The following is a 26,130-nucleotide window of genomic DNA, read 5'->3' as shown; positions in this document are numbered from 1 at the left end:
ACATGGCTTCCGGCCAGCATCGACACCCGCCCGGGGCCCCTGCCACAGTCGTACCGCGGCCGCTCGGAACCAAGCTCGGGCCGACCGGTCGGGAAGCCGCTCCACTCCACTCTCGGTGCACCCGACCTGTCCTGCCCGACGGCTCAGCCGTTGGCCCGTGGGCCAGGCGTGGCTACGGTTCCGGGCGGCCGCATCATCCCCGGCGACGACTCCCCCACTCACTCCCCACCCTCCTTAACACCCTTCGCACTCCCAGGAGATGGACATGACACAGGACGTCACGGCAGCGGCCGAGCGGCTCGCGCGGCGCTGGGCATCGGAGCCCCGCTGGAAAGGGGTCGAGCGCACCTACAGCGCCAAGGACGTCGTACGGCTGTCGGGCAGCGTCCGCGAGGAGCACACCCTCGCCCGGCGCGGTGCCGAGCGGCTGTGGCGGCAGCTGCACGAGCGGGACTACATCCACGCGCTCGGTGCGCTGACCGGCGGCCAGGCCGTCCAGCAGGTGAAGGCCGGGCTCCAGGCGATCTACCTCTCCGGCTGGCAGGTCGCCGCCGACGCCAACCAGGCCGGTCACACCTACCCCGATCAGAGCCTCTACCCGGTGAACTCCGTGCCCACCGTGGTGCGCCGCATCAACAACGCGCTGCTGCGGGCCGACCAGATCGCCGCCGCCGAGGGCGCGGGCGACACCACGGACTGGCTCGCGCCGATCGTCGCGGACGCGGAGGCGGGGTTCGGTGGGCCGCTCAACGCGTTCGAGCTGACCAAGGCCATGATCGCGGCGGGCGCGGCGGGCATCCACTACGAGGACCAGCTGGCGTCCGAGAAGAAGTGCGGCCACCTCGGCGGCAAGGTCCTCGTCCCCACCGCCCAGCACGTCCGCACCCTCAACGCCGCCCGGCTCGCCGCCGACATCGCCGATGTCCCCACTCTGATCGTGGCCCGCACGGACGCGCTCGCCGCCAACCTGCTGACCAGCGACGTCGACGAGCGCGACGCCCGGTTCGCCACGGGCGAGCGCACCGCCGAGGGCTTCTACCGCGTCGAGCCCGGCATGGGCCCGGTGATCGCGCGCGGCCTGGCCTACGCCCCGTACGCGGACCTGCTGTGGATGGAGACGGGCACACCCGATCTGGCACAGGCCCGTACGTTCGCCGAGGCGATCCACGACCGCTACCCCGACCAGATGCTCGCGTACAACTGCTCGCCGTCGTTCAACTGGCGGGCGGCGCTGGACGACGACCGGATCGCCAAGTTCCAGCGGGAGCTGGGGGCAATGGGCTACCGCTTCCAGTTCATCACCCTGGCGGGATTCCACTCCCTCAACCACGCCATGTTCGACCTGGCGCGCGGCTACGCGGAGTCCGGCATGACGGCCTATGTCGACCTTCAGGAGCGGGAGTTCGCCGCCCAGCACGACGGGTTCACCGCCGTCAAGCACCAGCGGGAGGTCGGCACCGGCTACTTCGACGTCGTCTCGACGGCGGTCAACCCGGCCGCCGAGACGCTCGCGCTGCGCGGCTCGACTGAGGAGGCGCAGTTCCACTGACGCGTCCGCGCATTCGCCCGCGAGGGCCCACCAACAACGTACGGAGGGATCATGAGCACAATCCAGCGCGTGGGGGTCGTCGGGGGCGGCCAGATGGGGTCGGGGATCGCGGAGGTGTGTGCCCGGGCCGGACTCGACACGGTCGTCTGCGAGGCCGACGCCACCGCGGCCCGGGCGGCGCGCGAGCGGCTGGTCCGTTCCCTGGACCGCGCCGTCGAGCGGGGCAAGGCGACGCGCGCCGAGCGGGACGACGCCCTGGCCCGGCTCGTGTTCAGCGGCAGCCTCGACGACCTGGCCGACCGGCAGCTGGTCGTCGAGGCCGTCCCCGAGGACCCGGCGCTGAAGGCCGAGGTCTTCGCCGCGCTCGACAAGGCCGTGGAGGACCCGGACGCGATCCTGGCGACCAACACGTCCTCCGTCCCGGTCATGCGCCTGGGCATGGCGACCGGGCGCGCGGACCGGGTGGTGGGGCTGCACTTCTTCAACCCGGTGCCGGTCATGCCGCTGGTGGAGGTGGTCCCGTCGCTGCACACCTCGGCTCAAACCCTGGCCCGGGTCGAGGAGTTCGCCACGTCCGTCCTGGGCCGCACCACGGTCCGCTCGCAGGACCGGGCGGGGTTCGTGGTGAACGCCCTGCTGGTGCCGTACGTCCTCGCGGCGATCCGCATGGCCGAGTCCGGGTTCGCCACGGCGGCCGACATCGACGCCGGCATGGAACGGGGCTGCGCCCACCCCATGGGCCCGCTCAGGCTCGCCGACCTGATCGGCCTGGACACGGTGGCGGCGATCGCGGAGTCCCTGTACGCGGAGTTCAAGGAGCCGCTGTACGCCCCGCCGCCCCTCCTCCAGCGCATGGTCGAGGCGGGCCTGCTGGGCCGCAAGAGCGGCCGCGGCTTCCATCGGTACGGGGCGGAGTGAGGGCGTACGGGTGTCGCGCGCCCGGAGCCGGTTGCCGTCCGGTTGCCGGTCTCTGGTTACGCTGTCACCGCAGCTGGTTCGCCCCGTCCGCCAGGCGGGATGCGTCGCAAGAGGGAACCCGGTGGGAATCCGGGACTGCCCCGCAGCGGTGAGCGGGAACGACCGCCGTCATCAGCACTGGGCCCGCACGCCGGGCCCGGGAAGCGACGGCCAGTAGGTGCCTGACACGTCGTCATACGTACGTGTGGGGACGCGCCCGCGAGTCCGAAGACCTGCCACTGCCCGTACGCCACCCGTGCGTACGGCGATCTCGGCGGCCTTCGAGGGGAGGGCCGGCGGAGCGGGCGGACACGCAGCCGGACACGCGTGGCCACCGGCGCTGCCGTTCCTCCGCGCCCTTCGCGACCTTGGCGAAATCCGGCTCCTCGCACCAACCGCCGGGATACCCCCGCGACTCGCGAAGGAGAGTCCCGTGAACCCCATGGGCATTCGCACGACCACCGGCCGCGCCCACAAGGCACCGGCCGACTCCCGGGTCACCCTCGCCCACATCATGAGCGAGCACGACACCAACCTGTACGGCACCATCCACGGTGGCGTCGTCATGAAACTGATCGACGACGCGGCCGCGGCCGCCGCCGGCCGCCACGCGGACGGCCCCGCCGTCACCGTCTCGGTGAACCGCATGGCGTTCCTCTCCCCCGTCCGCGCGGGCGACCTGCTCACGGTCCACGCCGAACTGGAACGCGCGGGCCGCACCTCGATGGACGTCGCCGTCCAGGTCACGGCCGAGCGCTGGAACGCGTCCGGCCCCACGACAGAAGTGGCCACGGCCCAGCTGACGTTCGTCGCGATCGACGCGGACGGCACGCCGAGGGGGGTCCCGGAGCTGACCACCGCCACGTGACAGCGCCGTACCTCCGCACCTCCGCTCAGGGGCTTCCGGACTCCGAAACGACGTCGACGTCGTCGAAGAGCTCCAGCATCCGGCCGAGCACCCGGACACAGGCGGCGATGTCGGCATCGCTGAGGTCGCCGCCGACCTGGCGCAGCAGGGCGTACTCACGAGCGGTCACGGCGGTGATCACCGCCTGGCCTTCACCGGTCAGCCGGATCAGCGAGGAGCGTTGGTGCGCGGGGTTCGGAATGCTCTCGACGAGCTTCCGCTCGGCGGCGTCGTTGACCATCCGCTGCACGAACTGGCGGCTCAGCGACTGGGCCCGGCCCATCTGCGGCACGGTCATCGGGCCGTTCTCGCGCAGCAGGTCCAGCACGGCGCGCACGCCCACGGAGATGTTCTGGGCGGCGTCCAGCTCGATCCGGCGCTGTACGCGGCGGTAGAGCGGGCCGACGAGTGCGAAGACTTCCATGAGACGTCCCGGCAGTTCGTCGGGGGACAGGGGTACGGAGGTCGGTTCGGTCACGGGATCACTCTCTCACGCCACATGACAACCGGGTTGCCATCTTCGGGCATTCATGACACCTTGGTTGTCATGAACGAGATCCTGTTCGAGACCTTCCAGTCCACCGACGGCCTGCTCACCTACCGCGACGAGGGACCCCGTGACGGCGAGGCGCTGGTGCTCCTGCACAGCGTCTTCGCGGACAGTACCCAGTTCGACACCCTGATCCCGGGCCTCACCGCCCTCGGCTACCGGGTCATCGCCCCCGACGCCCGGGGCCACGGCCGCTCCGCCAATGCCGCAAAGCCGTTCCGACAGGCCGACGACCTGGCGGACCTGCTGCGGAACCTGGGGCTGCGTCAGGTCGTACTCGTGGGCGTCTCGATGGGCGGGATGATCGGCGTGGACACGGCCGTCGAGCACCCCGAGCTGGTGCGCGCCCTGGTGGTCAGCGGCCGCGGGCTGGGCGAGCCGGACCTGACCGACCCCTGGTCCGCCGCCGTCGCCGAGCGGCAGCACACCGCACTGGCCGGCGGAGACCTCCCGGGCTACCTCGACGGCTTCCTTGAGTGGATCGCGGGGCCGCGGCGCAGCCTCGACGAGATCGATCCGGCGATCGTGGCGCACGTCCGCGAGATGGCGACGCGCACGCTGATGAAGCACACCCCGGACGAGCCGGACCACCTCGTCCCGGTCGAGGACCTGGCCTCCCGCGCCAAGGACATCGCCATCCCGGTCCTGGCCATCAACGGCGCCCTCGACGTGCCCGGCCTGCTCGACACCGTCGCGGCCCTGATGGACGCCGTCCCCCACGGCCGCACCACGGAGCTGGACGGCGCCGGCCACTACACGACGATGGAGCAACCGGAGGAATTCACCCGGGTCCTGGTGGACTTCCTGCGCGAGGTCCACGGCCACGAGGGCTAGGCAGTGCCGGAGAACCGGGGTTCCCCGTCTCGCTCCGCACCGCGATGATCCGGGTGCGGGGCGAGGCCGGCGCACCTCCTCTGGGCCCGCCCGACCGTTGACCTACCGTGACCGCCGTACCGCGGACAGCTCTCACACCAACCAATGGCACCTTGTGGCAACAGCTCGCCACCGTCGGCCGGCGGTCGCGCATCATGGGGCGGAAGGCGAGCAGGACGAAGGGGGCCGAGGCCCGACCAGATGCCAGGTGGCCATCTACGTCGCACAGATACGCGCCGGCGTCGCAAGGTATCCGCAACCTTTGGGCAGGACTACGCTGTTGGGTGACGCCCCGGCCCCTGGCAGCGATGTCCCATTCCGTTCCCGGGAGGCCCGCCGTGTCCGAGCAGGAGGTCACCGCGCTGCGCACCGAGAACGATCAGCCGCGGCGGACGATGGCCGACCGCGCGCTCGTCGACCAGCCATGCGGCATGGTGATGGTCCTGCTCCAGATGCACCGGGCGTTGCGCCGCGCCCTGCGGCGGCTCCATGCAGCCGACCGACGATGAGCAGCACTCCGACCGGACAAGCCCTGGGGGCGTAGGCCATGGCTCTCATCACCGCGCTACGAGACAGGCACCATGCATCAAACGATCACGCCCTATGGCGAACAGCGGAGATGGACGGCCGCGGCTTCGGCGCAGGATGCGGCTCTTGTGGCCGCGGTCCTCGAACTGCGTGCCGAGAACGATCAGTTGAACAAGGCCCTGTCGAGCCGTGCGGTGATCGACCAGGCGCGCGGCATGGTGATGGCCCTGGCGCCGTGTTCCAGCGAGAGGGCCTGGGGTCTGCTGGTGGATGTGTCGCAGCGTTGCAACATCAAGCTCCGGGACGTGGCTGCGGCCCTGGTCGCCACGGCGCAGGGCGAGTCGCTCCCGGCGCCGATGCAACGCGAACTGCGTCACGCGCTGAGGCGCCTCCACGATCGGCGGTGACGACTCGTGTGGTGCGGGCGGCTCCACTTCCGGCGGGCGCCGCTATTCGGGCCGCTGGGTCCCGGCATTGTGAGCCAGGCCGTCGGGATGCTCTGTCGTACGCTCTCCCAGCCGAAGGACCAGTACACGTAACGCTGTTGGGCCGGGCGGCTGCCGGTGGACCTGTCCGACCTCCTGCCAACCCCAGGCCGCGAACGCGGCGGACGCCGAGTGATCGGACTGATCGACCAGGGTGACGCCAAGCGACGCTTGATGGTCGGCGAGCAGGCGCTCCTGAAGACGGCGGGCAAGCCCGCGCGCGTGCTCATGGGGATGGATGACGGTTTCGGTGATCGCGAAGACATGTCCGGACGCGGTGAGCTGCTCAAGGTTCTGGGGCAGGGGGCCGTCGAACCCCTGCCACCAGGAACCGTCACGCGCCAGGGGAACTCCGTACGCGCAGCCGGCCAGCGCTTCGGCCTCGGCGACCAGCATGTCGAATCCCGGCTGTTGTACGCCATCCGCCAAGCGGTGCAGGAACTCCTGTCGGCCGTGGAACTCCTCACCGGATGGCGCTGTGGAGGATTCCACGTACAGGTCCGCGAGGTCTTCGCGCTGGTCCTCGGCCTGCCAGCGGTTCAGTCGGCGCAGGCGCACGGCGTCCATGGCGGACGGCTGGGAGGTGTCGGGTTCGTGCGGGTGCTGCGGAGTACGCATGGGGCGCCTCGGTTCAGGAGACCGGCAGACGTGCGGGACGGGCGTGGTGCCCAACTGGCAGTGCACCGCCGGGGTCTGGGGCGTCTCCCCCACAGCATAGCCCCGGGACGGCACCGCGGTGCCGTCCCGCTGACGGCACTGGATCAGTGTCGCTCAGGCAGGTAGACAGTGAGTGTCCGGGCCCTCTTGTCGAGGACGAGGGTGTCGGCGGCGGGGCTGACTTCGCCGTCGCGGGTGTAGTCGCCCGCCTTTCCCACGCCGTCGATCCGCAGGCGAACGGCGGTGGTCTCCTGGTAGACGCGGGAGCGGGCGAGGGTGCCGGTGAGGAAGGCCGCGACGAGGCGGGTGCGGGCGAAGGGGTGCTTTCCGTCGACCATGCGGACATCGAGCAGCCCGTCGTCCAGGGTGTGGCGGTAGGAGGGGGCGAAGCCCGGTGGGTCGTAGCGGCCGTTGCCGGCGAAGAGCAGCCACAGCCGCCTGGGCTGCCCGTCGACGGTGACGTCGATGGGGGTGCCGTCGGCGAGGACGCGGAGCAGGCCGACGGCCAGGGCGGGCCATTTGCCCAGAGACGTCTCGCGGGCTTCGCGGGCCCGGACGAGTTCGGGGTAGACGCCGATACTGAAGGTGTTGAGGAAATAGGTGCAGTTGCCGTCACCGGTGATGCGGCCGAGGTCGACGGTTCCGCCACGGCCTGCTTCCACGGCCTCGGCGGTGTCCTTCAGGGTCGGCAGTCCGAGGTCGGCGGCAAAGTGGTTGAGGGTGCCGCCGGGGAACACCGCGAGCGGCAGACGGCTGTCGACGGCCAGCACGGCCGCCGCGTTGACGGTGCCGTCACCCCCGACGACCCCGAGCGCGCCGCCGCGTGCGGATACGTACGCGGCGGCCTGGCGGAGCACGGTGTGCAGGTCCTCGCCGGCCTCGCACAGCCGCAGGTCCGCTTTGGGCAGGAGGGTTCGCAGCTCGGCATCGGAGGGGACCTCGTTCCCGGCGTCGCTGTTGACGACCACGACCAGCCCCTCGCCGGAGGGAAGGGCGGGAATCGGGAGCTCCGGCCGGGCGCTGTCGGCGGGCTCGTCGCGGTGCCGCGGCCACCAGCGGCAGGTCGCCGCCGCGATCCCCATGCCGAAGGCGACGTCCACCAGGACTCGGGCGGGCGCATGTGCGCCCGATCGGACGCGAGCGGCGACGATGCCTGCCGCGGCGGGGATGAGGACGACTCCCAGTCGGGGCGCCTCCAAGGTGGCGCCCGTCGCGAAGGCGGCAGCGCCGGCTGTGCGGTGGGACGACGACACCCCGCTCGGCGGATGCCGGAGCGGTCGGCTGCCGTCGAGCACCTGGATGGCGACCCGGATGGCGGAAGTGAGGGCAAGCGAGCCGGCGCCGCGCAAGGCGGCCCGGCGCGCGCTGCGGCTGCCGGTCAGGCCCTTCGCGGCCGAGGAGGCGAACTTCGTGCGCTCGCCGAGGCGCGATTCATGGGTTCGCATGCCGGCCGGGTACCCCTGCCTGCGGTGAACAGGCTGCTCGCCCGCACAGCGCATCAGACCTCCGCACGGGGGCACTCGGGGCCAGGCCAGGGACGCGGATCGCGCGCCCCGTGCCGTGGGGAGGACCATGGTGACGTCGCCTCAAGCACAGAGAAGGGGCCGGGGCGGGGGTTCTGCCGCCCGGGCCGCCGAGAAGGAGACGCTGACCGCCGCCGGTCGGGCGGGGTTCGTCGCGCGCGGAGTCGTGTACGTCCTCATCGGTGTCTTGGCGGTTCAGATGGCCCTGGGAAGCGGCGGGGAGTCGGCGGACCGCCAAGGGGCGCTGGACCGGGTCGCGGCGCAGCCTTTCGGCAAGGTGATGCTGTGGGCGCTGGTCGTCGGCTTCGGCTGTATGGCGCTGTGGCGGGGATCCCGCGCGGTCCTCAGTAGGGGGCCCGAGCGGAAGACCGCCTCGCGACTCCTTGACGGCGGCCGGGCGGTCTTCTACGCCTCTGTCTGCTGGGGAACCGCCGTGTTCGCCGCCGGTGGCGGCCAGGGTTCGAGCGGCAACGCGAAGTCGCAGGACTGGACGGCGTCGGTACTGAAGCTGTCGTACGGCCAAGTGCTGGTGGGGGCCGGCGGCTGCCTCCTGATCGGCATCGGTGCGGTGCTCGCGACACGGGCGGCGATGCGCAAGTTCCTGCGACAGCTGGACCTGGGCGCGATGAGCCACCGGACCCGGCAGGTCGTCACCGGCCTGGGGGTGGGCGGGGGCGTGGCGCGCGGCTTGGTGTTCGCCGCGGCCGGCGTCTTCATCCTGATCGCGGCCATCCGCTTCGACGCACAAGAGGCCAGAGGCGTGGACGCCACGCTCCGCAGCTTTACGCACACCCCGGCGGGCCCGTGGCTCCTGGTCGCCGTCGCGGTCGGCCTGATCCTCTTCGGAGTCTTCTCGTTCGCCTCCGCGCGCTGGCGCCGCCTGTGAACAAGGACGGCAACGACCACCAGGTCCGAGCTGAGCGCTGGAGATGGGTCAGGACGTCAGACCGGCGAGGGGCTCGGTGTCGTCGACGAAGGCGCGGGCCACGTCGGACAGACGGCGGTTGTGGGAGCGGGCGTAGGCGCGCGGGGCGGATAACGCCTGTTCCATGTCGATGCCCTGGCGCTCGGCGAGTTTGCCCTTGGCCTGCTCGATCAGGACGCGGCTGTTGAGCGCCGTCAGCTGCTCACTGATGTCATCGGTACTGCACAGCGGATCGCTCGCCGCCGTCCGGAACATCGCCGACACCCCGGCCCCACCGACCGGCAGAGAGGCCACCGCCGCGGTGCACACGTCCACCACCCCGGCCCGTGCACCACGTCGGCCCGCCTGCTCGGCGACGAGCACACGGATCCGGGACGACCGGCTGTCCGGCATCACCCGGTCCACCGCGTCAAGGAATGATGAGCCGGCACCTCCAGCCTCGCCACGGTCCGTTCTCCGAGGGGAAGGACCAGCACGCGGAACATCGTGTGGTCGGTCGGCCTCCAGATCTCTCCGATGTCCTGCCACCCCCAGGCCCGGAAGGCGGTCAGGGCCGGATGATCGGCCTGGTCCACCAAGGTGGCGCCGATCGACGCCTGGTGGTCGCCCAGCAAGCGCTCCTGCAGACGTCGGCCCAGAGTCTGGTTCTGAGGGTGTGGGCGGACCAGGATGTCGGTGATGGCGAAGACCCTGTCGGACTCGGTGAGTTGCTCGAAGCTGCGGAGCAGCTCACCGTCGAAACCCAGCCACCGGAAGCTGTCGCTGCGCACCGGGAAGCCGAAGGCGCATCCCACCAGGTCCTCCGTCTCCGCGATCACCATGGCGAACCCCGGCCGGCGGATGTCACCGGTGAGACGATTCAGGAAGTCCTCGCGACTGCGACTGCGGTAGTCCTCGCCCGGCTCCGTTTCACAGGACTCCACGTACAGATCCGCCAGATCCTGGCGCAGGTCCTCCACCAGCCGGCGGTTCACCCGACGCAGGGGCACCGCGCTCGGGGTGAACGGCTCGTCGAGTGCGGCCTCCTGTGACTGCCCCCGCCGGGGCCAAACCCTCACAGCACACCGCCCAGGACAGCGGGAGCGAGCCGATGCGATGTCGCGGAACTGGTCTTTCTGGCGTGCCGGTGGACGTTCAACTGCGGTAGGGGCATGACGCCTCAGTTTCAGAGACCCGCCGGGCAGGGCCACGGAGAGGAGCTTGGCTCCCGGCTCTTCTCGGGGTGTTCCCGGCAGAGGCACACATAGGGCGGAGACAGGCGAACAGGCGGTCCGACAACCTGTCCACCAGGACAGGGGAACCGCCCAGTTCCCTCCAGCGGGGGCAATGGCGTCCACTCACGGAGACACACGCGGCGGCCCGGATCGTCGATTCGGGACCCGAAGACCTCGCTCAGCGTCGGCGGCCGCGGCCCCGACCACGGGGAGACCACCCGGACCCCACGCCGGCCGAGTGCACGGCGAGGAAGGCAAGCCCGACGAGCATGAGACTCGTCGCGCTGAAGACCACCTCGGTCGACGTCTCGGTTGCATGAATGACGAAGGCGATAACGAAGAGCACGGCCGCCACGAATGCCAGCATCTGACTTCTCCTGCCGATGAACGGCGACCCACAGGTGTTCCCGGTGGCAGCACCGCTGGCTGTCGTGTTCCCCGCCAAACTGCGATCAGGCACCGCGATCCAGAGGAATGTCCTTCGATCGTGCAGAGCGTCCCGATGCGTGGGAACGGATTGATCATGCTTCCTCGTCAAGTGTTCACCCTGGACTCCGCTCGACCGTCTCCGCGCCCGTACGCGAACGCACCGGCATTCCGTTCGCGTTGACAGGTCCGGTCATGCGGAGTTGCCTGGCAGGCACGGCGTTGGGCCATGCCGCCTGGAACTTCCGGGCGACGCGCCCCCGTTCTGTTTAGCCTGCACCTCGCGGAGAACAGGGCTTGCGGCCCTGTAACGGCTGGAGGCCCCGCCGCACGGGCCGACGCCCCGCACTCTCCCTCCTGCGGAAATCCACTCCCGCCGGCGGCTTGTGCTGTGGCTCGCCGCACTCATCGGCTACCTCCACCTGTCCGCCACCAGGTGGCGCGCACGGCGAAAGCACGGCAAGCCGAAGGCGAACGCCCAGGGATACCGAGCCGGCCTCGGCGGCGATCGTGGCAGGTGTGGTGCGGCCGGCTCCGGCGGTTCCTGCCGTGAGGCACATTACAAGGGCAGATTCCGTTTCGACTGCTCCGCGACACGACGGCACGGCATACGGTCAACAGACCTTGTCACATGGCAATCTGCGGGCGAACAAGATGACTTGAGGCCGGAGGTACACCGCTCGTGGCGGCGAACACCAACCCCACCGTCAGGAGACGCCGTCTGGGAGCCGAGCTCCGTCGGCTCCGCCAGGGCAGTGGGCTGAAGAGCACAGAAGTGGCCGAGCGACTCATGGTCTCCCAGCCGAAGATCAGTCACCTGGAGAACGGCAACCGCACCATCAGCCCCCGCGACGTGCGCGACCTGTGCGCGCTCTACGGAGTGACGGACCAGCAGGTCATCGACGCTCTGATGGAGATGGCCAAGGAATCCGGACAGCAAGGCTGGTGGCACGCGTACGGCGACATCCCCCAGAGCGTCTACATCGCCCTGGAGACGGACGCCGCCTGCCTCCATAGCTTCGAGCCCATGGTGATCCCCGGGCTGCTGCAGACTCCCGCCTACGCCCACGCGGTCATCGAGGAAACGATCCCCCCGATCACTGCCGAACAGGCCGCCACGCGCCTCAAGGTGCGGTTGCGCCGTCAGCACCGGATCTACGACCCGGCCCGCCCGTTGCGTCTGTGGGTCGTCCTGGACGAATCGGTACTGCGCCGCGTCGTCGGCGGTCCCGACATCATGCGCGAACAACTGGAGCACCTCAACGCACTCGGCGCCGAGCCGCACATCACCGTGCAGGTACTTTCCCACGCGGTGGGCGCCCACCCCGGCCTGTCAGGACAGTTCTCCCTCCTGCAGTTCGCCGACAGCCCCGACGCGGGAGTGGTGTACCTGGAGCGGTTCACCAGCGACCTGTACCTGGAGAAACGATCCGACATGCAGCACTTCAGCATGCTGTACGACCACCTCCAGGCCCAGGCCCTCAGCCCCGACAGCACCCGCGACCTCATCGCCGATGTCTCCAAGACGTACATCGACGCGCTGAGCCGCCCCTGAGAGGTCGTTCTCTCCCTTCGTACGGGGCACGGCCTCAGCCGGCCGGTTCGCTCTGCGCGGGTACCAGTGCATGGGGTGTCCGGGGCGCGTCCGCCGTTCTTCCGGGACCCGCGCCCCGAACGGTACGTCGCCACAGCCGCCCCAGAGCCCGGTAGAAGCGGTCCGGCAGGAACACGGCGTCGGCGATGATCATCGCGCCGGAGAAGAGGGGCAGCCCCATGAGTACCGCGATGCCCAGGTGCATGCCCAACAGCATGGTCAGGACCGGGTACTTGAGCCGCCCGAACAGGACGAACGGGAAGGCGACCTGCAGCAGCACCGTCAGGTAGCAGGCGATGGCGATCAGTACGTCGTGCTCGTCCGCCATGAGGGAGAGTCCGGGCCAGGGCCGGAACAGGTCGAGGTTCAGGACGTAGTGGAGCGCGGTCCCGTTGCCCCAGGATCCGCCCTGCACCTTGTACAGGCCCGCGGACCCGTAGAGGAAGCAGACCTGGACCGCGATGACGAACATCCCGCAGTTGTGCAGCACGGCGGTCAGGGTCCGCCGGGAAGCGCGGAGGTGCTGCCGTGGCCCACCCGCCGTCGGGTCCACCGACGGGCGCGCCGTAGCACCCGCGCATGCCCGGAGCCGGGTTCTGCGTGCGTCCAGGGACCAGCGGCGGCCGCATGCGGTGAGGACGAGGTAGAGGGCCATGAGGAGGATGAGGTTGTCTCCTCCGTCGGTCATGAAGATCGCCCTGCTGTGGAACGACGCGACCACGACCGCGAACAGCACGGACACCGCCCTGGTCCGCCAGCCGAGGGCGAACAGTGCCGATGCACCGACGGCCAGTGCGTAACAGGCTTCGAAGTAGGTACGGTTGTCGGACAGGGTGAGGAAGCTGACCCATCCGGTCTGGTCGAACAGCTGCCTCGCCAGCTCCGGTGTCCACGGTGATCCCGGACCCCAGATCTCGTCGCGGTGCGAAAACTCGCGCAGCAGGAAGACAAGGTAGACGGACCCGTATCCGATGCGCAGGACCGCCGCGGCGTACAGGGAGACCGGCCGCTCGGTCAGGACGTCGAGGGCCGCACGGACACGGTCGGTTGCGCGGTGCGGCGCGCCCGCCCCCGGCCCCTCGGCGGTACGGGGGTGCGATGCGGGCAGCTGCTCAGTTTCCATGGGAGTCCACCTCCACCTTCCACCAGGGCAGATACCGCGTATCGGCCGTCCGCGGTGCGACCTCGGCCGCGCCCGCACCGCCCGCCGGGGCGGGTGCGGCGATGGGTACGGTGACCACCCGTAGCTGAATGACCTCGAAGCTCCCGCCACGGTGGGCCGCGACGCGGTCCGACGCGATGTCGGTCAGGTACCGCTGAGTCATCAGCGCCCGCGGCGAGCGCGGCTGGTCGTCGACAACGTGGTTTTCGAGGTAGGAACTCCAGGCCCGCCGCAGCATGTTCTGCGCCGTATGACTCGGGAAGGGGTTGTGCTCCACCGCGGCATCGTCCACGGCGGTCAGATCGAACCAGCCGCTTACCCGCACGGTTCCGTCCGGGGCGGTGTGCAGGGTCCTCGCCGAAATCCGCCGGTTCACGGACTCCGGATCCGGGGCGAAAAGTCGCCAGTTCTGCTCGAACAGCGGGAAGACCCATGCGTTGACCTGCCGGCTGTACCGCTGGGAGAGCGGGTTCGGGGGCGCCACATGCAGAAAAACCAGGAGCACATGGACCAGGGCCGTCGCCAGGCAGAGGAAAACGGCAGCACTCGTTACCGCTTGCAGGAAGACCGGCGGAGGCCCCGTTTGTTCCGTGGGTCTTTCCGCGGGTTGTGGCACGGATTCTTGCGGGAATTCGCCCGAAGATTCGTCCGCAGCCGTCGATGAGGTGCCATTCAGCACGCCCCCACCCGGCCTTTCGATCCCGGCTTCTCTCACTGCTTCTCCTGGGCTTTCGGCGGCGGCGCGCGACGGAATCGGCAACGATCCGCCACGCGCCGCCCGTCCCCTCAAGGACGCGTGTACGACTCAGTGACGAACGCTGCCGTAGCCGTTGTCCTTTTCGGGCTTGTTGCCGTACCCGCCGTAACCGCCGTGCTTTTCGGGCTTCCCACCGTGATCGTAGTGACCCGGCCTCTCGGGCTTTCCGTAGTGGCCACCCGGCTTCTCCGGCTTTCCGTAGTGGCCTCCGTGCTTGCCCGGCTTCTCGCCATGGTGGTGCCCGGTCCCGCCGGTCGCGCCGCCGTGCACGCCGCCCGAGGTGGCACCCGTGGTCCCGCTCGTCGTAGCACCCGCGACGAGGCCGCCGAGCGCTCCGCCCGTGCTGCCGCCTGTCGTCAGGACGCCGCCGAGGAGACCGCCCAGGACGCCACCGGTTCCGCCGCCCGTCGGCACGCCGGCGATGACCCCGACCGTGGAGGCGCCCGTGGAGGCGCCCGTGGAGCCACCGGACGTGGGGCCACCGGACGTGGCACCGGCGACAACACCGCCGGTGACCAGACCACCCGTGGTCCCACCAGTGGCCCCGGTCCCGCACGGCCCCTGGAAGATCCTGTTGCTGTCCAGCGTCACGGCGCCGTCACCGCGCAGGCCCGCATCGGCCAGCAGCCGGCCGTTGATGATCGCCCCCGTGGTGGCGGTGATCGAGGTGTCGGCCAGGATGGTGCCCACGAACGTGGAGTTGGTACCGAGCGTGGCCGAGCTGCCGACCTGCCAGTACACATTGCACGGCGAGGCGCCATTGATGAAGCTCACCGAGCTGGCGGATGCCGTCTTCAGCGTCGAACCGATCTGGAACACCCAGACGGCACTGGGGGTGCCCTGGGCGTCCAGGGTGAGCGTGCCGGTGATCCCGGCGGAGCTGTTCGCCTTGTAGAGGCCCGGTGTCAGCGTCTGGCCACCGAACTCGTGGGGAGCGTCGTTGTAGGTCGCGTCCCTCAGAGTCTGTCCGGCGGCCTGGTTGTACGCCGTATTCAGGTCGATCTTGGCTTGGCCCGCGACGGCATCGGCACGGTGCAGAACCCCGGGCGGGGTCACGATGCCGGGCCCTCCGTCGGACGTCTGGAACCCGCTGATGGCCGTCCCGGGGCTCACGCCGACGTTGAGACCGTTGACCACCGTGGAACCGGTGTTGGTGACCGTGGCGCCGGCCAGCACTCCGAAATCAGCTGCCGTGCCCAGAGGCACAGGGCTGGCGACAGCGTTTGCTCGTGTCGGCGTCATGGCGAGGACGGCAGCGGCCATCACCACGGCCGTAACCGCCGCGATCCACACCGACAGTGTGCGCCGTGCAGGCGCGTCAGAGATATTCAGCGTCATCGAGGGGCCAACTCCTTTGAGAGGATGATCTTGGCGATTCCCTGCCGTGCAGAATTCGATTCTGCGCGTGGAATATTACGCAGGAATCTGCTCCGATTACGGCTCACCCGGGCGGTTTAGCTGAAATGGAAGAATTCGGCGCTTGATCTACCCAAATGATTAATGGGCTGAATGGCGCTGCCGTTTATCCGGCCCAATGGCGGACGAGCCGCTCACGATTCCCTGGGCAGTCCGGCCCGGCAGGCGGGCACCGGTCACCGCGGCGACCCGCCGGCTGATCAATAATCATCTTCCAACCTGGCGGCGGTGGCCGCGAGTTGGACATGTCCGCACAACGACGAAGCTCCTGGCGGTCGGGGCTCGGCCAGGGCCACCCGTGCCGCCAGGAGCACAGCAGTCAGCAGTAAGTCGGCTTCGGATTGCCGACCCCTGTCACAGACTGCTCAACACTCGACGAAGGCCCCCCTACTGCCGAGCAGGTCAGCGCACCCGCCCCCGCGGCTTCAGCGGAACCGGCGGGAGTTCCGGGGCCGCCAGCCGGTCCCCGTCATACCCCTTCACCTCACCGAAGCGGCTGCCGTTCATCCACTCCGCACGCGCTTGCGCGATGTCCTCCTGCGACCGCCCGATGTAGTTCCACCACATCTCACACAGTTGCAGCGTCTCCGCAGGTCAACGGCATGATGGGCTGCCGGGGGTCAGCAAAAGGTCAGCATCGGCACGAGAACGCTCCCTCCTCCGCGCGGTGATGCTCTGACCCGCACGCTTACATGCGTTCTTCGCTTGTCGGCATGGACAAGTGGGCCCGGCGGCGTGCCCGGAAGGGGTGCGGCTGATGGCGGGGCCAGATGAGCCGACCGAACGCGAGAGCGATCAGGCAGGCAAGGAGGGTGTCGATGAGGCGGGCGGCGATGTCGGCGGAGTCGGCCACGGCCGCCGGGTTGGTGAGCACCAGGACGATCACGGTGGCCAGGGAGGTGTGCCCGGCGTAGGACCAGTCAGTGATCCCGGGCACCAGCGCGCCCACCGCGACGGCGACGCCGAGCAGCACCCAGCCGTGCGGGGCGAGTCGGCTCAGCGCGACAGCGAGCAGCACGCCGACGACCGTCCCCGCCGCCCGGTGCAGGGCACGGTGGTGCAGTGGCATCGGATCGAGCCGGAAGACGAGGCACACCGTCATGGGGAGCCAGGACGCGTGCGCGGGGTGCAGTACGACCGCCACGGTGGCGGCGAGCCCGACGCACGTGGCCAGTCTGAGCGCGTCCCGGGCGTGGAGTGTGCTCAGGGCGCGGAGCTGCCATCGCGCTCTCGGACGGGCTGGGCGAGGCGGACAGATCGGCGGACAGATCGTACGGGTTCGGGAGGTTCGGCGGGAGAGGCCGCCCCGTGGTCCGCGCGAGAGGCTCTCGCCGCACCACATCAGCGTGGTGACGAGCACCATCGGCAGACAGCCCAGCAGGTAGAGCCCGACGGCCAGAGGGGCGGCGAGCTGGGCGCCGGCGCCGAAGCCGACGCAGGTGAGGATCATCAGCTTCAGCCCGCCGAGCTGGGCCGTGCCACTTCTCGGCCACAACACGCCGGCGGCCAGACCGGCCCCGGCCATCGCCGCGATCTGACCCGGTCCCGACGCGTGAACCGGGCAGCCGAGCAGGAGCCCGACGGTGCCGCCCGCCATGACCGCGGCCAGGCGCGCGGCACGGACCCGGGGCGGTCCGGTCACGTCGGCGTTGATCGAGCAGAGCCCCGCGATGACCAGAACCGGGGCCTGGTGCGCGTTGCCGAGCAGTGCCGCGGCCAGGGCGCCGGACAAGGTGACCATGCCCCGGAGCGTGCGCCCCCAGGGGATCGCGAGTCGGCGTGGAACGGCATCGGGCGGGGCGGTCGGCATGCTCGGGGTTCCCTTCCTTCCGTGAGTAGTGCGGTCGTCGGTGCCGCGCCCCTGTGACCGGAGGCGGCTCGCACATCCGCCCCTCTCGGCCAGTAATGGGACGATCCGTGCATCTCGCATCTAAGCTTAGATACAAGCTTGTATGCAAGAATGTATGCATACAGAGAAAGCAGGGACAAACCATGACTGAGACCAGGCCCGCCGCGGAGCGCGCTTACACGCACGTCAGGACGCTGCTCCTGGACGGCACCCACCCGGGCGGCACGCTGCTGTCGGAAGGCGTGGTCGCCGAAGAGCTCGGAATCTCCCGCACCCCTGTGCGCGAGGCGTTCCTCCAGCTGCAGGCCGAGGGCTTCCTGCGCCTCTACCCCAAGCGCGGCGCGCTGGTCGTTCCGGTCACGCTCACCGAGGGGCGCGAGACGATGGAGGCCCGCCTCCTGCTGGAGCTGTACGCCATCGATGCCACGGTCGCCCGAGGCGCGGACGCCGTGCGCGAGCTGGGCGCGTCCCTGAGCTCGGCGCTCAGCAAGGACACGGCCAGACCGGGCCCGACGCAGTCGGTCGCCCTCGGAGTCGGCCAGGGCTTCCACACGCAGTTGGTCGCGGGCGCCGGGAACAGCGTCGTCACCGAGATGTACGGGCGCCTGTGGATCCAGCAGCTCCGCATCGCCGCCGCGTCCATCACCACCGTCCAGCACGCGGATGAGGACATCGACGAGCACGCGGCGATCGCCGAGGCCCTCAGCCACGGGGACACCGCGCGCGCCCGCCGGCTGCTCCAGCAGCACACCTCGGCGATCCTGCGCCGCCTCGGCCTCGGTGACCACGACCTGCGACTCCCCGGCAGAGGGTGACCGCGCCACCCAGGACCGCGCGCACGGACGGCCCACTTGGATGCCGCCATGCCCAACTGACGCCGCCACAGGGAGAGTTCGGCCGACAGGGCCACGCGGAGGCCTGCCGAACCGAGACGCACGACTCGCCGGGCGGCCCCGCCTCCCCCGATCCCAGGGGGCGGCGGCACGGATCGGTACCGGCCTTCAGGCCGACAGGCCGAGGTCGGCCCACACCACTTTCCCGGCCCCCTTCTCGCGGAACCGCACTCCCCAAGCCGAGGACACGGAGTCGACGAGGACGAGGCCGTACCCGCTCTCGGCCAGCCCGCGAACTCCTGGAGCCACGGCGTCGAGGTGGGTCGGGGCGGAATGCCGTGAGAGGTACTCGTCCCGTATGTCACCGACTTCGATGCGCAGCGTGCCCCCGAGGACGAGGCTCAGTTCGAAGTTGCGCCCCTCGGCTCCGGCATGGGTGACGGCGTTGGCGGTCAGCTCGGCGATCACCAGAGCCGCGGCCTCCGAGGGCCCGCTGCGATACGGGACGCCCCATACGTCGAGCTGGTGCAGGGCGAGCCAGCGGGCCAGCCGGGCGCTGCGCCGGGTCGAGCTGAAGCGCTGCGCCCAGTGTGCCGCGGGGGCATTGAGGCGTCCGAACGGAGCGATGTGCCAGTCGATGTCGAAGTGCCTGCCCTCCTGCCCGTGCGGCACAAGGCGGTAGGTCTCGCCCAACCAGCCGGACAGCTCTTGGCGGGGTACGCCGAGCAGACACGTCGTGCCCGCTCGGAGCTCGATGCACACGCGGTCGGCGAACGGCCACCCGTCCACGGCAATGTGCTCGGGCCACACCCGGACGTCTCCTTCGCCCACCCACTCACGGCAGCCCTGCACCAGCAGCGTGCGCGCGAACACCCAGGTGGCGATGGTCCTGCCCGCACCGGAGATGCTCAGCTCCACCTCGAAGGGCCGACTCCGGTCATAGCGGAAGGTCCCGTCGACCGAAACCTCAACCTCGTGGTTTCCCGGCTGCAGGAGTTTCATCTCGACGGTCTGAACCACGTCGGTGACCACAGTGCGAACTCCAGTGGGTGAGAGACGAATTTCAAGCCTCACCGTAGCCATGTCCTCCCTCGCACCATCAAGAGGAAGTAACCAAAGCCAGTGGTTCATATGACCTTCTGCCACGTCGAGTTGACCAAGGTCAATCAATCCATCAATGAAGTCACACTCGTTGGACCCGGCGGGTATTCCCCAGCAATCATTCCCCTTCCATTCGGAACGCATGATCGGAACGCTCCAGTGATTCACTTTCTCCGGGTCGTCAGACAGGTCCAGGACCGGGTGGGGGCGGGCGGACGCTCGTGGGCGTGGTCCGTGCGGCGGGGCCGCAACATGCCCGGCGTGTGGGGGGACATGGCCGCGGCCCTGGTGATGGCCGCGTTCGCGGTGCACGTCGGGGTGACCCGCGACGGCGGATTCGTCCAGGGGAACCTCGCCCGCACCTCCGTGAACCTCATGGCGGTCGCCGGGTTCTTCGCCGTCTGCCGCTGGTCGGCGTTCGCGTACGGTGCTCTGGCGGCCTACACCTTCGTCGCCACGGACTTCTACGTGCCGTTGACCGCGGCCGCCTTCGCCCTCGGCGCCGTACCCCGCCAGGGCCGGCTCGACGGCCGCGCCCTGCCCGCCCTCACCGCCATGTCGCTGACCACGCTCGCCGGAGCCCTGGGCGCGTACCGCGAGGCAGGGACCCAGTGCCCGGCCGACATACCGCGCCTCTACCTCCCGTGCGGCGTGGCCGAGGCGACCTACCGCTCGGCCACCGCGGTCATCACGGCCTACGCCCTGGGCACCTATCTGCGCCGCTCCCGAGGCATGCGCCGCCTGAACAGCCAGCTGCGGCAGGAACACCACCGCCACGCCGAACAGGCCCGCCTCATGGAGCGCACCCGCATCGCCCGGGAAATGCACGACTCCCTCGGCCACCACCTGGCCCTCACCAACCTCTACGCGGGCGCTCTGGCCCGTACGCGGGAAACGTCCACCGAGTGGAACAGGCTCTCCCAGGTCGTCGTCGAGTCGAATGCCGCCGCGGCCGAGACGCTCCACCGGGTGGTGAAGGTCCTGCGCTCGGACGTGCCCGACGACGGTCCACCGGCCGTGGCGGACGCCGCGGAGATGGACGCGCTGGTGGCACGCGTCCGGCGGACCGGCGCCCCGGTGACGGGCCCGGCAGGCGGCTGGGCCGCATTCGGCATACTGCCCGCCGACATCCGGCCGACCCTGTTCCGTGTGCTGCAGGAGTCGCTGACCAACGCCACCAAGTACGCACCGGGCGCCGAGATCCGCATCACGCTCACCCACGAGGACGACACGGCCGATCTGACGGTGGTCAGCGGCCCGCCCTCAGCCGTCGCCAGTACCCCCTCGGCTCCCGGCGGCGGATTCGGCCTTGTCGGCCTGCGGGAGCGCGTCACTCTCCTCGGCGGGCGCTTCGAAGCCCGGCCCACGGACACCGGCGGCTTCCGGGTGCGCGCCCTCATCCCCTCCGTTCCCCACCGCAGGAAGAGCCCGAACCCGTGATCCGCGTCCTGCTCGTCGACGACGAGACCCTCATCCGCTCCGGGCTGCGCGCCCTGCTGTCCACGGCCGACGCCATCGAAGTCGTCGCGGAGGGGGCGAGCGGCACCGACGCACTGCGCCTGGCCGTCCAGCACCCCGCCGACGTCGTCCTGATGGACATTCAGATGCCCGGCATGAACGGACTCGCCGCCACCGCCGCCCTCACCGCTCTCCCCCAGCCGCCGAAAGTCCTGCTCCTGACGAACCTCGACGCCGACGAGAACGTGCTGCAGGCCCTCGCGGCGGGCGCACACGGTTTCCTCCGTAAAACCGCGTCCCCCGACCAGATCGTCAACTCCGTCCGTCTGGTCGCCTCCGGCGGGACCGCGCTCATGCCCGAGCAGGTCAGGAGCCTGCTGGGCGAGGCCCGGCTGCAGAGTCCGCAACGGGCCCGCACCGCACGGGCCCGTCTGGCCGAACTCAACGACCGCCAGCGCGAGATCCTCGTCCTCGTCGGGCACGGCCATTCCAATGCGCACATCGCCCGCACCCTGCGCATGACGGAGGGCACGGTGAAGACCTATCTCTCCCGGATCCTCGGCCTCCTCGGGCTGGAAAACCGCACGCAGGCCGCGCTTCTCATCTACGACGCGGGGCTGTTGAGCGGTGGCTCCGACAAACCGTCCACGCGCTGACGGTCCAGCTTTTCCCCGCCGCGCGGTTGACGTCGGCATCAACCCTGCTGACTTCCGTCAATTCCGTATCGGATGCAGCTGATTCCTGGCTTAAGTTCGTGATCGTTAATCCGCAGTTCCCGCCAAGTCCCTTTCCAGTAAAGGCAATGCGGGAATTATCACGACAGGAATCATCATGTACGCGAAGAACGTCGCATCCCGCTTCAAGTCGAAGAGCGCCGCGGTGGCGGGTGCCGCCACTCTGGTGGGTCTCGGCCTGATCGCCGGCGGCGGCTACTCGGCGTGGGAGACCCACACCGACGCGCCGGACAGCGGCACCATCACCGCCGCCTCGGTCAAGCTGGACGCCAAGGACGACGTCACGGGCGGCTCGCAGTGGGCCGTCGACATGCCGGACGCCCTTCCCGGCTCCACCCAGACCGGCTACGTCAACGTGACCAACAGCGGCTCTGTCGCGCTGAACACGTCCAGCACGCTGAAGGCCGACTCGTCGAGCGACGGCCTGGAGGCCGGGCTGCTGTTCACCGTCACCGAGAGCGACAACGCGTTCGACGGCCAGCACGACGCCACGAACGACAAGGTCGTCATCGACAACGCCTCTGTCGACCAGACCGGCACGGTCACTGCGGCGGAGAAGCTCGACCCCAGCACCACCCGGTTCCTGAAGATCGTCGCGACGGTTGACCCGAACGCCGACGTCTCCCTCCAGGGCAAGAAGGCGAAGTTCAACCTGGGCTTCGACGGCACCCTCTACTGACGTTGTGGTCGTGATGTCGTCGGGACTGACGGATGGTGATCGTCGCGGTATGCCCGAACCATGAGGTATCCGCAAGGTGGTGGTCTGAGTGCTGAGCGGCGGGAGTTTCGCGAGCGGATCCGGCTGGAGGCGGCGGAGCTGTTCGCCGTGGGCCAGGACAACGCGGCGGTCGCGAAGGAGCTGCGGATCAGCGTGCGCTCGGTGCAACGGTGGCGCCGGGCCTGGCAGGACGGTGGCCGGCGGGCTCTCCGTTCAAAGGGTCCGGCTTCTCTGCCCGTGTTGAGCGAGCGGCTGTTCGCGGTGCTGGAAGAGGAGTTGGCCAAGGGACCGGTCGCGCACGGGTGGGAAGACCAGACGTGGACGCTGGCCCGGATCAAGACGCTGATCGGACGGCGGTTCCACAAGACACTCACGCTCTCGGCGATCGCGCAGATGCTGAGGCGGCACGGGTGGAGCCATCAGGTCCCGGCCCGGCGGGCACTGGAGCGCGACGAGGAGAAGGTGACGGGCTGGGTGAAGGACACGTGGCCGCAGGTGGAAGGACCGCGGCGGCGCTCGGGGCCTGGATCGTCTTCGAAGACGAGGCCGGATTCTCGATGACGCCGCCGACCTCCCGCACCTGGGCCAAGCGGGGCCGGACCCCGGTGATCCGGGTGAGAGGACGCTCTCAGCGGCGGTTCTCGATCGCTGCGATGTGCTGCTACAAACCCGGCGAGCGTTCGCGCCTGATCTTCCGCCCGAAACGGCACGTTGACCACAAGCGCGGTGGCCGGCGCAGTTTCACCTGGACCGACTACCGCGACCTGCTGACCGCCGCCCACCACCAGCTCGACGCCCCCCTCGTGCTCGTGTGGGACAACCTGAACGTGCACCTGGATACCCGGCTGCGGGACTTCATCAACGCCCACGACTGGGTCACCTCGTTCCAACTGCCGTCCTACGCACCCGACCTCAACCCGGTCGAAGGCATCTGGTCCGTGATCCGACGGTCGGGCCAGTGCAATACCGCGTTCAGCGACCCCGACCACCTGATCCGGGTTCTGCGACGCAGCCTGCGTGAACTTCAGTACCGCAGCGACGTCATCGACGGATGCCTCGCCGCCACCGGACTCACCCCGCCGACATCACGACCACAACGTCAGTAACGAGTAGTCCCCTCCCAGTGAGGCCGTCCCCGCTCGACGAGAGCGGGGACGGCCTCTCCCCATGCCGTCCCGCGCGGACACGCACACCGCAGCACCGACAGGAAACCCCATGAACACGCCCCTCTGGAAACGTGTCGTCGCGGCAACAGGTCGCTCCCTCAGCATTCTCGTGCTCACGACGACACTGGCCGCCGTGACCGGCCTCGCCGTCGGCCGCTTCTGCTTCGACCTCCGGTACGAGCCCATCCTCACCGGCTCCATGGCACCGAACCTCGCCACCGGAACGCTCATCGCCCTGGAGAAACTCGACCCGCGAGACGTCGCCACCGGCGAAACCATCGCCTTCCAGCCGCCCAAGCCGTACGGCGAGCCCGGCGGTGCCCCCGTCATCCACCGTGTGTACTCCCTCACCAAGTCCCCTGACGGAACAACCGTCATGACCACCAAGGGCGACGCCAACCCCGCGCCCGACCCCTGGAAGATCGACCTCGAATCAGGCACCTACCGCGCTCCGGTCTTCCAAGTCCCCTACGCGGGCGGGGTGATCACATGGATCCGCTCCCTCGGCCCGTTCGGCACAGCCGCACTCATCACAGGTCTGCTGATCACCTGGCTCTCCGTCCGAGCCCTGCGCCGCTCCGGCGAACCGGTCGGCAGCGATCCGCACCGCGGGGCCGCAGCGTGAACATCCCGCCCTGTCGCCTGCGCGGCCACCACGTAGCAGCCGCACTGCTGCTCGCCGCCGCGGCCTGCGGCCTCGTCTCGGCGGGCGGATACGGCCAGACCTGGAACACCTCCGTGACCCACGTGGACAGCGGCACCACCACCGCCGGCCAGTTCTCGCCGCCCTCTTCGTCGCCTACGCCGCACCAATCGCCCGATCCGCTTCCGTCAACCCCAGGCGACAACAGCGAGCTCATTCAACCCATGCCGTGACGGCACGAATCCCCCTTTCCCCTACTGGAGTTGACGCTGTGACCCATGACGTGACCCGAACCATCGGGATGAATGTCGTGACCCCCGAGACCAACGGAGTACACGTCCCCGTCGAAGGCACTTTCCGATACACCCCGGCGCTGCCGTTCGAGACAGAGCTCAAAATATCCTTCCAGGGGCAGGAAATAACCACCTGGGTGTTCGCGCGCTCCCTTCTGATCCAGGGGAGCTGGAAGCCCACGGGCGACGGCGACGTACGGGTACGGCCGGCGACCGCCGACCACGGAGGCAAGCCGTTCCGCAGCCGCATCCACATCGACCTGCGGTCTCACGTGTCCTGCCGCCTCACCCTCCCGTTCCACGACCTCAAGGCGTGGCTCGACGAGACCCGGCGCGTCGTCCCGTACGGAATGGAGAGCCCGTACTTCGACATCGACCGGCACCTCGCGGCTCTTTTCCAGGCCGACGAGGAGGAAGCCTCAACGGAAGGGCCACCGGGGCCGGAGGAGGGGGAAATACCTGGCACCGGTGAGCTCAGGATTCCGGCACGGGATGTCGCCCGCCGCATCGGTGAGGCCATTCGCGGCGCGCGATTCGCACGATTGCTCACCGCACAGCAGGCCGTTCACACCAGGCCCCCCTCGAACAGAGAGATCCGTCCACAGCCGAGCACTTCCGATCAGCGCTTGTGGCTGCCGCCGAACTGACCATGCCCATACCGCACATTCCGGAGAAGGCCACATCGTCGCTACCGAGCGACCTGAACATTGTCGATCCTGCGGGGATCAAGAAACCCCGCGAGCTCATCGTGCGCAAACGCCCCGCCACCATCCCCATGGATCAGCTCTTCAGGGACGGCTCCCCCACCGAACAACGAGGACCGGTTGTGGCAGCCGCCCAGCCCCGGCCGTCCGACCCGGCAACCGTCCGGCACCCCCTGTCACCACCGCGCCTGGAACGCGACCTCACGGAGCGGCCCGGGCGGTCGCCCTCGGCATGGTGGGCGGTGCTCGTGGTACTGCTCGCCCAAGCCACGGCCGGATGGCTGCTCTGGCGCGCGGGGCTGACCCCCACGGAGCCTGGCCGCCTCCCGGAACGGCTTGACCAAGGCCTGGCGCCGGGACAGTGGGCCGCCATCACCGGCTGTGCGGTCCTTTCTCTCGCGGCCCTCGGTGGACTCACCCGCAGCCGGGCCGGGAGTGCCCGGGTCCTCACCCGGTTCGGCCGCTACCAGGGCACCGTCCGCCGGACCGGACTGGTGTGGATCAGCCCACTGGCCCGGCGTCACCGCGCCGACGTGCGGCTGCGCCACTGGCGCAGCGAGCCCCTGCGCGCCGTGGACGCGACCGGCGCCGAACTCCAGGTCGTCGTCCTCGTGGTGTGGCGGGTCAAGGACACCGCCCGCGCCCTGTTCACCGTGGACGACCACACGGCATACCTGCGCGAACAGATCGAGGCAGCCACCGCCCGCACCGCCTCCCGACTTCCTGCGGATTCCTTCCGGGAAACCGACCCCAACTCCCCTACGCTGCGCGACACCGACGCAATGAGCAGCGAGCTCACCCGAACCCTGGCCGCCGAGTGCAGGCCGGTCGGCATCGAGATCTCCTCCGCCCGGCCGATCCGGATCGAGTACGCGCCCGGCGTGGCGGCGGCGATGCGGCGACGCCAGATCGCCGCCCTCGACGCCCAGCACCGCGACGCCGTACTCACCTCGGTCCTCGACGCGGTCCACGACACCGTCAGCCGACTGACCGAACGCGGCCTGGTCTCACTCGACGACTACGAACGCAAGGCCCTCGTCAAGGACTTGACCGTGGCTTTCTACACGGCGCGCGCCGGCGCCGTGGATACCCGCTGAAAGAAAGACGG

Annotated in this window: 28 protein-coding genes, 2 pseudogenes and 1 riboswitch; of the genes and pseudogenes, 18 read left to right on the top strand and 12 right to left on the bottom strand. The window is 69.7% G+C overall.

The features are described 5' to 3' along the window. The first annotated feature begins 265 nt into the window (after nt 1–265). The 3 genes and pseudogenes from aceA to OG965_RS33985 all read left to right on the top strand — a co-directional run. Entirely contained in the window at nt 266–1,549 is a 1,284-nt protein-coding gene (aceA, locus tag OG965_RS33995) for an isocitrate lyase (protein WP_371655887.1), read from the top strand. Nucleotides 1,550–1,600: 51 nt separating this feature from the next. Next, the gene (locus OG965_RS33990) at nt 1,601–2,467 is read left to right on the top strand and encodes a 3-hydroxybutyryl-CoA dehydrogenase (RefSeq protein WP_371655886.1); all 867 of its coding nucleotides are present in this window, start codon (nt 1,601–1,603) and stop codon (nt 2,465–2,467) included. Between the two features lie 57 nt (nt 2,468–2,524). Then, nucleotides 2,525–2,762, top strand: a riboswitch (cobalamin riboswitch). 186 nt (nt 2,763–2,948) lie between these two features. Further along, nucleotides 2,949–3,371: pseudogene (locus OG965_RS33985) on the top strand (acyl-CoA thioesterase); the annotation flags it as partial. A gap of 28 nt (nt 3,372–3,399) precedes the next feature. On the opposite strand, the gene OG965_RS33980 reads toward OG965_RS33985, so the two are convergent. Beyond that, nucleotides 3,400–3,837 carry a MarR family winged helix-turn-helix transcriptional regulator gene (locus OG965_RS33980; RefSeq protein WP_371657137.1) on the bottom strand — a complete coding sequence of 146 codons (438 nt, stop codon included), beginning with the start codon at nt 3,835–3,837 and terminating at the stop codon, nt 3,400–3,402. A gap of 123 nt (nt 3,838–3,960) precedes the next feature. On the opposite strand from OG965_RS33980, the gene OG965_RS33975 reads away from it, so the two are divergent. From OG965_RS33975 to OG965_RS33965, 3 genes are all read left to right on the top strand, one after another. After that, nucleotides 3,961–4,797: an alpha/beta fold hydrolase gene (locus OG965_RS33975; protein ID WP_371655885.1), complete on the top strand. Its 837-nt coding sequence runs from the start codon at nt 3,961–3,963 to the stop codon at nt 4,795–4,797. A 377-nt stretch (nt 4,798–5,174) separates the two neighbouring features. After that, nucleotides 5,175–5,345, top strand: a complete 171-nt coding sequence (locus OG965_RS33970; RefSeq protein ID WP_371655884.1) for a hypothetical protein — start codon at nt 5,175–5,177, stop codon at nt 5,343–5,345. A gap of 72 nt (nt 5,346–5,417) precedes the next feature. Next, nucleotides 5,418–5,771 carry an ANTAR domain-containing protein gene (locus tag OG965_RS33965; RefSeq protein ID WP_371655883.1) on the top strand — a complete coding sequence of 118 codons (354 nt, stop codon included), beginning with the start codon at nt 5,418–5,420 and terminating at the stop codon, nt 5,769–5,771. Nucleotides 5,772–5,813: 42 nt separating this feature from the next. On the opposite strand, the gene OG965_RS33960 is transcribed toward OG965_RS33965, so the two are convergent. After that, nucleotides 5,814–6,416 carry a hypothetical protein gene (locus OG965_RS33960; protein ID WP_371655882.1) on the bottom strand — a complete coding sequence of 201 codons (603 nt, stop codon included), beginning with the start codon at nt 6,414–6,416 and terminating at the stop codon, nt 5,814–5,816. Nucleotides 6,417–6,610: 194 nt separating this feature from the next. Further along, nucleotides 6,611–7,951, bottom strand: a complete 1,341-nt coding sequence (locus tag OG965_RS33955; RefSeq protein ID WP_371655881.1) for a diacylglycerol kinase family protein — start codon at nt 7,949–7,951, stop codon at nt 6,611–6,613. Nucleotides 7,952–8,078: 127 nt separating this feature from the next. Here OG965_RS33955 and OG965_RS33950 point away from each other — a divergent pair, with 127 nt between their 5' ends. Then, entirely contained in the window at nt 8,079–8,915 is an 837-nt protein-coding gene (locus tag OG965_RS33950) for a DUF1206 domain-containing protein (protein WP_371655880.1), read from the top strand. 48 nt (nt 8,916–8,963) lie between these two features. Here the strand turns inward: OG965_RS33950 and OG965_RS33945 are convergent, their stop codons facing one another. The 3 genes from OG965_RS33945 to OG965_RS33935 form a co-directional block, all read right to left on the bottom strand. Next, nucleotides 8,964–9,347: an ANTAR domain-containing protein gene (locus OG965_RS33945; RefSeq protein ID WP_371655879.1), complete on the bottom strand. Its 384-nt coding sequence runs from the start codon at nt 9,345–9,347 to the stop codon at nt 8,964–8,966. Next, nucleotides 9,347–9,913 (bottom strand): GNAT family N-acetyltransferase, encoded by a 567-nt coding sequence (locus tag OG965_RS33940; protein ID WP_371655878.1) that lies wholly within the window; start codon nt 9,911–9,913, stop codon nt 9,347–9,349. The genes OG965_RS33945 and OG965_RS33940 overlap by 1 nt, the downstream gene beginning before the upstream one ends. A 433-nt stretch (nt 9,914–10,346) precedes the next feature. Further along, nucleotides 10,347–10,535, bottom strand: coding sequence for a hypothetical protein (locus OG965_RS33935; RefSeq protein ID WP_371655877.1), 189 nt, complete (start codon nt 10,533–10,535; stop codon nt 10,347–10,349). A 741-nt stretch (nt 10,536–11,276) separates the two neighbouring features. Here OG965_RS33935 and OG965_RS33930 point away from each other — a divergent pair. After that, on the top strand, nt 11,277–12,149 hold the full coding sequence (locus tag OG965_RS33930; RefSeq protein WP_371655876.1) for a helix-turn-helix domain-containing protein: 873 nt from the start codon (nt 11,277–11,279) through the stop codon (nt 12,147–12,149). Between the two features lie 34 nt (nt 12,150–12,183). On the opposite strand, the gene OG965_RS33925 is transcribed toward OG965_RS33930, so the two are convergent. From OG965_RS33925 to OG965_RS33905, 5 genes and pseudogenes are all read right to left on the bottom strand, one after another. Further along, nucleotides 12,184–13,311 carry an HTTM domain-containing protein gene (locus OG965_RS33925; protein WP_371655875.1) on the bottom strand — a complete coding sequence of 376 codons (1,128 nt, stop codon included), beginning with the start codon at nt 13,309–13,311 and terminating at the stop codon, nt 12,184–12,186. Next, entirely contained in the window at nt 13,301–14,029 is a 729-nt protein-coding gene (locus OG965_RS33920; RefSeq protein WP_371655874.1) for a DUF5819 family protein, read from the bottom strand. Before OG965_RS33920 ends, OG965_RS33925 begins: the two co-directional genes overlap by 11 nt. A gap of 126 nt (nt 14,030–14,155) precedes the next feature. Next, nucleotides 14,156–15,445, bottom strand: coding sequence for an ice-binding family protein (locus OG965_RS33915; protein ID WP_371655873.1), 1,290 nt, complete (start codon nt 15,443–15,445; stop codon nt 14,156–14,158). Between the two features lie 480 nt (nt 15,446–15,925). Next, nucleotides 15,926–16,090: pseudogene (locus OG965_RS33910) on the bottom strand (pirin family protein); the annotation flags it as partial. A 121-nt stretch (nt 16,091–16,211) separates the two neighbouring features. Beyond that, a complete protein-coding gene (locus OG965_RS33905; RefSeq protein WP_371655872.1) occupies nt 16,212–17,264 on the bottom strand; it encodes an FUSC family protein in 1,053 nt (350 codons plus the stop codon). 251 nt (nt 17,265–17,515) lie between these two features. On the opposite strand from OG965_RS33905, the gene OG965_RS33900 reads away from it, so the two are divergent. Then, the gene (locus OG965_RS33900) at nt 17,516–18,187 is read left to right on the top strand and encodes a GntR family transcriptional regulator (protein ID WP_371655871.1); all 672 of its coding nucleotides are present in this window, start codon (nt 17,516–17,518) and stop codon (nt 18,185–18,187) included. 186 nt (nt 18,188–18,373) lie between these two features. Here OG965_RS33900 and OG965_RS33895 read toward each other — a convergent pair whose 3' ends face one another. Then, a complete protein-coding gene (locus OG965_RS33895) occupies nt 18,374–19,237 on the bottom strand; it encodes an SsgA family sporulation/cell division regulator (protein WP_371655870.1) in 864 nt (287 codons plus the stop codon). A gap of 228 nt (nt 19,238–19,465) precedes the next feature. Here OG965_RS33895 and OG965_RS33890 point away from each other — a divergent pair, with 228 nt between their 5' ends. The 9 genes from OG965_RS33890 to OG965_RS33850 all read left to right on the top strand — a co-directional run bounded on the left by OG965_RS33890 (nt 19,466) and on the right by OG965_RS33850 (nt 26,119). After that, on the top strand, nt 19,466–20,746 hold the full coding sequence (locus tag OG965_RS33890) for a sensor histidine kinase (RefSeq protein WP_371655869.1): 1,281 nt from the start codon (nt 19,466–19,468) through the stop codon (nt 20,744–20,746). Further along, nucleotides 20,743–21,420, top strand: coding sequence for a response regulator (locus OG965_RS33885; protein WP_371655868.1), 678 nt, complete (start codon nt 20,743–20,745; stop codon nt 21,418–21,420). Before OG965_RS33890 ends, OG965_RS33885 begins: the two co-directional genes overlap by 4 nt. Nucleotides 21,421–21,595: 175 nt before the next feature. Beyond that, nucleotides 21,596–22,177, top strand: coding sequence for a hypothetical protein (locus tag OG965_RS33880; protein ID WP_371655867.1), 582 nt, complete (start codon nt 21,596–21,598; stop codon nt 22,175–22,177). 60 nt (nt 22,178–22,237) lie between these two features. Further along, entirely contained in the window at nt 22,238–22,777 is a 540-nt protein-coding gene (locus OG965_RS33875) for a winged helix-turn-helix domain-containing protein (RefSeq protein ID WP_371655866.1), read from the top strand. Further along, nucleotides 22,774–23,322, top strand: coding sequence for a transposase (locus OG965_RS33870; protein ID WP_371657136.1), 549 nt, complete (start codon nt 22,774–22,776; stop codon nt 23,320–23,322). Before OG965_RS33875 ends, OG965_RS33870 begins: the two co-directional genes overlap by 4 nt. A 109-nt stretch (nt 23,323–23,431) precedes the next feature. Then, a complete protein-coding gene (locus OG965_RS33865; protein ID WP_371655865.1) occupies nt 23,432–24,007 on the top strand; it encodes a signal peptidase I in 576 nt (191 codons plus the stop codon). Further along, entirely contained in the window at nt 24,004–24,258 is a 255-nt protein-coding gene (locus OG965_RS33860; protein ID WP_371655864.1) for a hypothetical protein, read from the top strand. The genes OG965_RS33865 and OG965_RS33860 overlap by 4 nt, the downstream gene beginning before the upstream one ends. Before the next feature lie 38 nt (nt 24,259–24,296). Further along, nucleotides 24,297–24,965 carry an SsgA family sporulation/cell division regulator gene (locus OG965_RS33855; protein ID WP_371655863.1) on the top strand — a complete coding sequence of 223 codons (669 nt, stop codon included), beginning with the start codon at nt 24,297–24,299 and terminating at the stop codon, nt 24,963–24,965. A gap of 179 nt (nt 24,966–25,144) precedes the next feature. Further along, nucleotides 25,145–26,119, top strand: a complete 975-nt coding sequence (locus OG965_RS33850; RefSeq protein WP_371655862.1) for an SPFH domain-containing protein — start codon at nt 25,145–25,147, stop codon at nt 26,117–26,119. The last annotated feature ends 11 nt before the right edge of the window (nt 26,120–26,130 follow it).

It is taken from the genome of Streptomyces sp. NBC_00224, from assembly GCF_041435195.1.
GTDB lineage: Bacteria > Actinomycetota > Actinomycetes > Streptomycetales > Streptomycetaceae > Streptomyces.
The sequence above is the reverse complement of the archived record's forward strand: the minus strand, read 5'-3'. Positions and strand labels throughout refer to the sequence as shown.